The organism is Arthrobacter sp. NPDC093128 (genome assembly GCF_040683875.1).
In the GTDB taxonomy this organism is placed as follows: domain Bacteria; phylum Actinomycetota; class Actinomycetes; order Actinomycetales; family Micrococcaceae; genus Arthrobacter.
In genome coordinates, this window is record NZ_JBFBEY010000013.1 from 173,770 (window position 1) to 182,392 (window position 8,623).

General features: G+C 66.1%; 9 protein-coding genes. 2 read left to right on the forward strand and 7 right to left on the reverse strand.

The genetic code is table 11. From position 1 onward, the window contains the following. Nucleotide 1: 1 nt before the first annotated feature. Genes AB0N24_RS16775 through AB0N24_RS16795 form a run of 5 tightly spaced genes read right to left on the reverse strand, consistent with a single transcriptional unit; the run spans nt 2 to nt 5,133 of the window. Nucleotides 2-985, reverse strand: a complete 984-nt coding sequence (locus AB0N24_RS16775; RefSeq protein ID WP_364126541.1) for a NifU family protein — start codon at nt 983-985, stop codon at nt 2-4. 5 nt (nt 986-990) lie between these two features. Then, complete coding sequence (locus AB0N24_RS16780) at nt 991-2,784, reverse strand: nickel-dependent hydrogenase large subunit (RefSeq protein WP_364126544.1); 1,794 nt, start codon at nt 2,782-2,784, stop codon at nt 991-993. Between the two features lie 27 nt (nt 2,785-2,811). Continuing rightward, nucleotides 2,812-3,870 (reverse strand): hydrogenase expression protein HypE, encoded by a 1,059-nt coding sequence (locus AB0N24_RS16785; protein WP_364126547.1) that lies wholly within the window; start codon nt 3,868-3,870, stop codon nt 2,812-2,814. 21 nt (nt 3,871-3,891) lie between these two features. Next, the gene (hypB, locus tag AB0N24_RS16790) at nt 3,892-4,800 is read right to left on the reverse strand and encodes a hydrogenase nickel incorporation protein HypB (protein WP_364126549.1); all 909 of its coding nucleotides are present in this window, start codon (nt 4,798-4,800) and stop codon (nt 3,892-3,894) included. 3 nt (nt 4,801-4,803) lie between these two features. Next, nucleotides 4,804-5,133 carry a hydrogenase maturation nickel metallochaperone HypA gene (locus AB0N24_RS16795; protein WP_214952223.1) on the reverse strand — a complete coding sequence of 110 codons (330 nt, stop codon included), beginning with the start codon at nt 5,131-5,133 and terminating at the stop codon, nt 4,804-4,806. Between the two features lie 137 nt (nt 5,134-5,270). Between AB0N24_RS16795 and AB0N24_RS16800 the strand changes: the two genes are divergently transcribed. Further along, nucleotides 5,271-6,404 carry a HoxN/HupN/NixA family nickel/cobalt transporter gene (locus AB0N24_RS16800; RefSeq protein ID WP_364126552.1) on the forward strand — a complete coding sequence of 378 codons (1,134 nt, stop codon included), beginning with the start codon at nt 5,271-5,273 and terminating at the stop codon, nt 6,402-6,404. Nucleotides 6,405-6,485: 81 nt separating this feature from the next. Continuing rightward, entirely contained in the window at nt 6,486-6,791 is a 306-nt protein-coding gene (locus tag AB0N24_RS16805; protein ID WP_364126555.1) for a hypothetical protein, read from the forward strand. A gap of 15 nt (nt 6,792-6,806) precedes the next feature. On the opposite strand, the gene AB0N24_RS16810 is transcribed toward AB0N24_RS16805, so the two are convergent. Then, nucleotides 6,807-7,445 carry a VTT domain-containing protein gene (locus tag AB0N24_RS16810; protein WP_364126558.1) on the reverse strand — a complete coding sequence of 213 codons (639 nt, stop codon included), beginning with the start codon at nt 7,443-7,445 and terminating at the stop codon, nt 6,807-6,809. Between the two features lie 45 nt (nt 7,446-7,490). Further along, a complete protein-coding gene (locus AB0N24_RS16815; protein WP_364126585.1) occupies nt 7,491-8,435 on the reverse strand; it encodes an RluA family pseudouridine synthase in 945 nt (314 codons plus the stop codon). Between the last annotated feature and the right edge of the window lie 188 nt (nt 8,436-8,623).

The window sequence follows — 8,623 nt, forward strand, 5'->3', positions numbered from 1 at the left end:
TTCAGGCGTCCTGGCTGGAGACGAGCGGCACGGCCACGGACATCACGCCTGCGCGCACCAGGAGCGGCAGCGGATCCAGGTGCAGGGCCCTGTCCTCAAGGCAGGAGCCCGCCTGCCTGACGTCGAAATGCGCACGGCACGCGGGGCAGCGCAGCAGGCCGCCGCCGACCGCGCCGGCGAGGGCGCGCTGCAGCGAGGCCCCGGCCATGGACCCGGTGCAGCGGGGGCAATAGTCGCGGTAGGCGTAGAGGTCCTGCCCGGTCCGGCACGCAAGCACCGGGTAGCCTCCCACCATAAAGCCGGCAACTTCGCCCTGTTCCAGGCCGGCGATCTCGGGCACGGCTTGCCAGGAGCCCGGGGTGTGTTCCTGCCAGTGACCCGGCGTGCCTGGGGCGGGTGCGGCGCCCGCGCCGCCCGCCGTGCCGCCGTCGTCCGGGTGGTTCAGCCGGACCAGCAGCGCGTCCACGGGGATCACGGCGGGAGTGGCCGCGCGGGCTTCCTGCTCCACCACCTGGATGTCGGTCACCTCCGGCGCCGCCGACTGGATGGCCTCCTCGACGGCGAACTTGAGCGTGACCGACGACGACGGGCAGCCCTGGCAGGTGCCGAGCAGCCTGAGCCGCACCACTCCTTCCGGGCTGACGTCCAGAAGCTCCACGTTGCCGCCGTGCGATCCCAGATAGGGCCTGACGCTGTCCAGTGCGGCAGTTACCCGTGTTTCCAGGTCCTGGGGGTGCAGCCCGTGGATGACCAGCAGGCTGGACACCAGCTGGTCCGCGGTCAGTGCGTTCAGTGTTGCATCGTCCAGCCGGCCGCGGTCGTCCAGGATTTCCAGGATCCGGGCCAATCCGGAGCCGTACAGATCGGTCACCTGGCGCACCAGCTCCTCCGCACGGCCGCGGGCCACCGCCCCGCCGGCTCCGAGGGCGTCGAGGAGACTTTCGATCCTGTCGCCGGCCTGCCGCGGCCGGTCGTCGCCAGGCATGGCTCTTACTCGCCGGTCAGCGTCTGGGTGGGGGAGTGCAGCTTCTCGAGGGTCTGGCCGTTGCCCAGGTACATGTGGACACCACAGGGCAGGCACGGGTCAAAGCTTCGGACGGTCCGCATGATGTCGATGCCCTTGAAATGCTCCCGGTCGTTCTCCTCGAAGATTGGCTGCCCCTGCACGGCGTCCTCATAGGGGCCGGCGGTCCCGGACGAATCTGTGGGGCTCGCGTTCCAGGGGGTGGGCGGGTAGGGATGGTAGTTGGCGATCTTCCCGTCCCGGATCACCATGTGGTGGGACAGGACGCCGCGCACAGCCTCGGTGAATCCGCAGCTGATGGCCTCATCGGGAACCGTGAAGGTCTCCCAGGTCTTGGTGCGCCCGGCGCGGATCTCCTCCAGGGCCTTTTCGGCGAAGTGCAGCGCGGCGGCCGCGGCGTAGGCCTGGAAGTAGGTGCGGGCCCGGTTGCGTTCGAGGGTGTTGCTCCACTGCGGGATGCTCCACTCGAAGGACACGGGGCCCTTCAGCGCGGTCTTGGGGAGGTTGATCTGGACGCTCCTGCCGGTGGCCTTGATGTAGCCGATGTCCACGAGCCCGGCCAGGGCCGTTGCCCACAAGCGGGCCAGCGGGCCGCCGCCGGTGTCCAGCGCCAGGTTGTTCTCGCCGTCGAACCACCGCGGGGACATGACCCAGCTGTACTTCTCCGAGAGGTCCCGCTTCTGCGGCCGCGGATTGGTGTGCTGGTTCCAGGGATGGCGCCGGTCCACCGGGTTGCCCAGCGGATCATGGGTCACGAACATCTCCTGGTTTTCCCAGTCCTCGTAGTAGGAGGAGCCGAGCATGATCCGGATGCCAAGGTTGATCCGCACCAGGTCGGTCGTGACGAGTTGCCCGTCCACCACCACACCGGGGGTTACGAACATCTTCCGGCCCCACTCGGTCATGTCCTTGTACTCGAAGTTGCAGTAGTCGGGGTCCTGGAGCGAGCCCCAGCAGCCCAGCAGGGTACGGCGCAGCCCCACCTGTTCGTAACCGGGCAGGGCCTCGTAGAAGAAGTCGAAGAGGTCGTCATGCATGGGTACGACTTTCTTCATGAATTCCACGTACCGCATGAGCCGGGTGATGTAGTCCGTCATCAGCTGGATCGTGGCCACAGTCCCCACACCGCCCGGGTAGAGCGTGGACGGGTGCACGTGGCGGCCCTCCATGAGGCAGAACATCTCGCGGGTGGCGCGGCTGACCTGCAGTGCCTCCCGGTAGAACTCCCCGGTGAAGGGGTTCAGCGAGCGCATGATGTCCGCGATGGTGCGGTAGCCGTGCTCGCCTTCGTGCGGGGCCCGGGTGTTTTCGGCCTTGGCAAGGACGCCGGGGTTGGTTTCGGACACCATCTTTTCGCAGTAGTCCACGCCGACGAGGTTCTCTTGGAAGATGTTGTGGTCGAACATGTACTCGGCGGCCTCGCCCAGGTTGACGATCCACTCGCCCAGGTTCGGCGGCTTTACGCCATAGGCCATGTTCTGCGCATAGCAGGAGCACGTCGCATGGTTGTCACCGCAGATACCGCAGATGCGGCTGGTGATGAAGTGCGCATCCCGCGGATCCTTGCCCTTCATGAAGATGGAGTAGCCGCGGAAGATCGAGGAGGTGCTCTTGCATTCCACCACCTGGTTGTTCGCGAAATCGATCTTGGTATAGATGCCGAGGCTGCCGACGATCCTCGTGATGGGGTCCCACGCCATCTCCACCAGATTGTTGTTGCCCGTTCCGCTTCCGGAAGGCATAGGAATCGTTGAGGTCATGTTCTTCACCTGTCTGGAAGTGGGTGGCTACCAGGTGCGCTTGGCACCGGTAAGGAGCTCGGGTCCGGGCCGGCGCCACCTGGGCTCCTGGTCCAGCGTGTGCGTGGTGATGCCGCGCAATGCCCTGATGGCCGAGCCGTAGGGGCGGATGGCGCTCGTTGAGAGCTTGCCGCCGGGCGGCTCATCCATGAAGGGCATGAACTTGTCCGGGAACCCCGGCATGGTGCAGCCGATGCAGATGCCGCCCACGTTAGGGCAGCCGCCGATGCCGTTCATCCAGCCGCGCTTGGGCACGTTGCACTTGACGACGGGGCCCCAGCAGCCAAGCTTGACGATGCACTTGGGGGAGCCGTATTCCGTGGCAAAGTCTCCCTGTTCGTAGTAGCCGGCCCGGTCGCAGCCCTCATGGACGGTCTTGCCGAACAGCCACGTTGGCCGCAGTGCGTCGTCCAGCGGGATCATGGGTGCCTGGCCCGTGGCCTGGTACAGCAGGTACGTCATGGTTTCGGAGAGGTTGTCCGGCTGGATGGGGCATCCCGGGACGCACACAATGGGGATTCCGGCCTTGGATTTCCAGTCGTAGCCGAGGTAGTCCGGCACTCCCATGGCGCCCGTGGGGTTTCCCGCCATGGCGTGGATGCCGCCGTACGTGGCGCACGTACCTGCCGCGATGATGGCCGTGGCTTTGGGCGCCAGCCGGTCCAGCCACTCACTCGTGGTGATGGGCTGGCCTGTCTCGAGGTCGTTCCCGAAGCCGCACCAGTACCCGCCGGGATCGTGGAGTTTCTCATTGGGGATGGAGCCCTCCACCACCAGGACAAACGGCTCCAGTTCGCCGCGGTCCGCCTTGCGGAACCATTCCAGGAAGTCGTCGGCCCCTTCCTGCGGGCCGCACTCGAAGTCGATCAGGGGCCAATGCATCGCGATCCGCGGCAGGCCCGGCAACGCGCCGAGGGCTATCTCCTCGACGCTGGGCTGGGTGGCCGCGGTCAGGGCCACGGAATCGCCGTCGCAGCTGAGCCCTGCGTTGATCCATAGCACGTGAATAAGGTCTTCTTCGGCCTTGAGTGACGTTTCGGTAGGCATCGTTGCCTCTTTCGAAGGCCCTTACGGGCTCAGGGTGTCTGTCAGGGATTCAGTCAAGGTGGATGACCGGGAACTGGTGCCGCCGAGCCAGTCATACCAGCCGGCGAGGCCATCGCCGGTGGTGGCCGAAAGGACCAGGAATTCGGTACGCGGGTTGATCTGCCGGGTGCGGCGCCGGAAACCGTCGACGTCGAAATCAACGTAGGGGAGCAGGTCCGCCTTGTTGACGATCACCAGGTCAGCTGCCATGAACATATGCGGGTATTTGTGCGGTTTGTCATCACCTTCCGTTACGGAAACGACCACTACTTTGGCTGCTTCACCAAGGTCAAACAGCGCCGGGCAGACAAGGTTGCCCACATTTTCGATAAACACCGTGGACCCGGTCTCCGGATCCAGGGCATCCAGGCCGCGCCGGAGCATGTCGGCGTCAAGGTGGCAGCCGGCCCCGGTGTTGATCTGGATGACGGGCCGTCCCACGGCGCGGATGCGGTCCGCGTCAAGGGAAGTCTCCTGGTCGCCTTCAATAACCCCGGCCCGCAGCCGGTCCCCGAGGTCCGTCAGGGTGCGCACCAGCAGGGTGGTCTTGCCCGCCCCGGGTGAGCTCATGACGTTGAAGGCCCGGATTCCCCGGCCTTCCAGCCAGCCCCGGTTCCGTGCCGCCAGCAGGTCGTTCTTGGCCAGCAGGTTCTGCTCCAGCGGGATGGTTTCGGGATGGTGGTGCCCGTGGTCATGGCTGTGCGGGTGTGCATGGTCGTGTGCGTGTCCGTCCCCGTGATCATGCTCGTGATCATGGCCGTGCTCGTGCTCGTGCGGGTGCTCGTGCGGATGGACAGACCCCGCAGGTTCCTGAAGTAGGGATACCGCCGGTTCCTGCAGTGCAGAAACCCTGGTGTTGGCCTCGTCGCCGCATCCGCACGTTGTACACATTTGCTAAGCCACCTCCACCGACAGCAGCATGAGTTCACGGCCGCGGAGGACTTCGACATCCGCGCTTCCGCAGTGGCAGAGCAGGATCAGGTCGGCCAGTTCGAATTCGTCGTCGCAGCTCCGGCATCGGGCCAGGCCCTGCGGTTCGTCGATCATGAGCCTCGCACCCTCGAGCGGAGTGCCGGCGGACGCAACGTCAAAACAGAAGCGCATGGCGTCCGGCAGGACACCGGACAACGGCCCTACCCGGAGGTTGACCGCAGTGACTGTCCGTTCTCCGGTACGGTCGAGAACGGCGTCGATCAGGCTCTGCGTGATAGAGAGTTCGTGCATGATCGGCACTCCTTCCTGCCAAGATAGGCTCGCCCCGGATAAAACGCAACCACCCCGATTGACACCGGCGTATACTGCCGCTAAAGCAGCGAAGTCACCATGGCAGTTCAATCGCAGATGGAACCCGAGGCTGGACCATGAAGCAACCGGAGGCTGCGCGTCCGGGCCGAATCCGCGGCGCAACCCGTGCCCTGTCGGGCCGGGAATGGGCCTCGATCGGCGGCATGGCCACATTCGTCGCCGTCCTTCACGTCCTCGGCTGGGGAGTGCTGGCGGGCGTCGTCGCCCCGGGAAACCTCCCTGCCGCTTCTACAGGCGCGTTTGGCGTTGGTCTTGGTGTGGCGGCCTACACGCTGGGCCTGCGGCATGCCTTCGACGCCGACCACATTGCCGCTATCGACAACATCACCCGAAAGCTCCGCGCCGAAGGCAGGCGCAGCATGTCCGTGGGCTTCTGGTTTTCGTTGGGCCACTCAAGTGTTGTGTTCGGCCTGTGCGCGCTGCTGGCGGCCGGGATCCGCGGCCTCGCTGACCGGACAGCGGACGGGACGGCTGACCTTCATGCCTTCCTGGGGCTTGTGGGGACCGCCGTCTCAGGTCTGTTCCTCGTGTGCATCGGCATCCTGAACCTGGCCGTGCTGCGCGGCATCATCAAGTCGGTGCTGCGGATGCGAAGGGACGACGCCGGCGCGGCCGCCCTCGCAGCCCAGTCGGCCGCACCGGGGCTGCTGTACCGGGTGTTCGGGCGGGCCACCCGGCTGATCACGCGTCCGTGGCAGGTCTACGGGGTGGGGCTGCTGTTCGGGCTGGGGTTCGACACCGCCACGGAGGTCAGCCTGCTGATCCTCGCCGGCGGTGCGGCCGCTTCGGCGCTGCCCTGGTACGCGATCCTGACGCTTCCCATCCTGTTCGCTGCGGGGATGAGCCTGCTGGACTCGCTGGACGGCTGCTTCATGAACTTCGCCTACGGGTGGGCCCTGTCGAGGCCGGTCCGCCGCGTCTACTACAACATCGTCATCACTGCCCTGTCTGTCGCCGTCGCCCTGGGGATCGGTTCCATCGAACTGATTTCGATCCTCGTGGAACGCACCGGGATCAGCTCCGGCCCGCTGGCAGCCATCGGCGGCATCGACCTGGACGCGGTCGGATACACCGTCGTCGCACTCTTCGTCTGCACATGGATCCTCGCGCTGGGAGTGTGGCGGTTCGGGCACATCGAGGAACGCTGGGCCGCCCCGGGTCGCGACACGGACACCTCCCCGGGCGGCTAGCGCGAACCGGCACCTAATGCCCCGTGGACGCGGATCTGCGGGTGTTACCTGCCGGTTCGCGCTGACGCTAGGGTTGTTTTTATGCCTTCTTTCCAGACCAGACTCAAGATCACCGGGCTGAAGCCTGGAAACGCTCCAGAGGCAGTGATGGCCGCCGCCGTCGAGGCCCTTGGAACACGGCACCACGTGGAATCGAACCAGCTCCAAATCGCTGGCGGGGTACCGGAACTGAACCTCCGCTTCCTGGTGGAGGCAACGGAATTCATCGGTGAGAACAACCAGGCGCGGGAGTCGGCAGCAATGATGCGCGACGCCGTCGAACGCGTTGCGGTGACGGGCGCTCTCTTGGTGCTCCGCCGCAGCCGTGGCCGCTGGGCTCCCGTCTAGCGCGAATTTGCCGCGTCAGGTCGGTGAGGTATCGGGGCGGATGTCATCGGTTGGCTCGTCAACGGGCGAACGGCTGCCGCGCCGGCGGGTGACAATAATGCCCAGCACCCCGCCGATCACCAGGCCGACGGCGACGCCGATCAGCGAGCTGGCCCAGAACGGCAGCTTGGTCGCGGAACCCGTGAAGTAGCCGAGCCCTACAAGATAGGTGGCCCAGAGGACGGCGCCCACCGCCGCGCAGAAACTGAACGCCCGGGTGGTGACGTCGGCGATGCCCGCCGCGGCCGACGTCGCGAGCCGGCCCCCCGGAATGAACCGGACGCCGATGATGGCGCCGTACGTGGTGGAACGCCCGGCCTTGGCGATGGCCGCGTGGATTCCGCTGTGGAATTTACGGCCCCACCGCCACCGGTCCAGGACGTGGCTGAGGCGGCGCTTGAACAACTGGAACACCACAACATCGCCGACCCACGAGGCGAAGGCGGACAGCAGGCCCACCAGCAGGAAGTTGGCGCGGCCCTCCGCGGAGAGCGCGCCGCCCGTGATCACCACCATTTCGGAGGGGATGGGCGGGAAGATGGCATCGCCAAGGACGATGGGGATGATCCAGAAATAGATCGCCGCTCCCCAGGTGTCGGTGTTGGCCAGGTCCATGGCCACAAGTTACCTCATTTTCACCGGCGGCAAGGGACAGCCAGCTCAGGCCGGGGCTTCGCTGAGCTGAAGCCTGCTGCGGTACTCCACCGGCTCCCTGGTGATGGGGTCCACAAAGCGGATCCCGCGGGCCAGGAGCTGGAGCGGCCTGGTGTAGTCGTCCGGTGCCTTGTCCAGCAGGTCGGGGTAGAAGGCGTCGTTCACGATGCCCAGCCCCAGCGAGGCCATGTGGACCCTGAGCTGGTGGGTCTTTCCCGAGTGCGGCTCAAGCCGGTACAGCCCCCGGCGCGTCGGTTCACTTGCGTGAGCACCGGCGTCGTACGTCTTCAGCAGTTCAATACGGGTTTCCGCATTGGGCTCGCCGTCGATGACCTCCGCCAGGAGGTAAGTGCGGGACTTAGTCATGCGGTTCCGCACCACCACGGGGAAGTCGACGGCGGGATGTCCCGCAGCCGGTTCCGCGGCGGACACGCACTCGTACTCCTTCTGGACCTGGCGTTTTTCGAAAAGGACCTGGTAGTTACCGCGCGTCTCCGGGTTGGTGGAGAGCAGGAGGACGCCGGCCGTCATCCGGTCCAGGCGGTGCATGGGGATCAGGTCCGGGAGGTTCAGCTGGTTCCGGAGCCGCACCAGGGCCGACTCCTGGATGTAGGTGCCGCCAGGAGTGGTGGGCAGGAAGTGGGGTTTGTCCACAACGAGGATGTGATCGTCCTGGTGCAGGATGTTGAGCTCGACGGGCAGCCGCGTCTCCGGCGGGAGCGTGCGGTAGTACCAGATGAAGGTGTGGTCCTCGAGCCTGGTGCGCCGGTCCAGCGGGACGCCGCCCTCGCCCACGATCTCGCCGGCGTCGAAACGGTCCTCGATGCCCTGCGGGTCGATGTGGCCCCAGCGGTGCATCATGTAGTCCATGGCGGTGTCCCAGGGCCCCTCGTCCGGGAGGCGCAGGCGGGTCGCGTTCACGCCGTCGCGCACGGGGAGGGGGGATTGCATCACCGGTCCATTCTACTTTGCGCCGCCGGGCGTCCCCTTCCGGCCCCGAGTTCTGACGCCGAGTTCGCCGGAACCGTGCCAGTTCGCAGGGGTTTCGGAATGAATCAAGCTGTTTGTGACAGCTGGTTGGTTTTGTGGTTGATGCCGGCGTGGGCCGGGGCGGCTGGTGCGGTGGGCTTGTTTCGGTA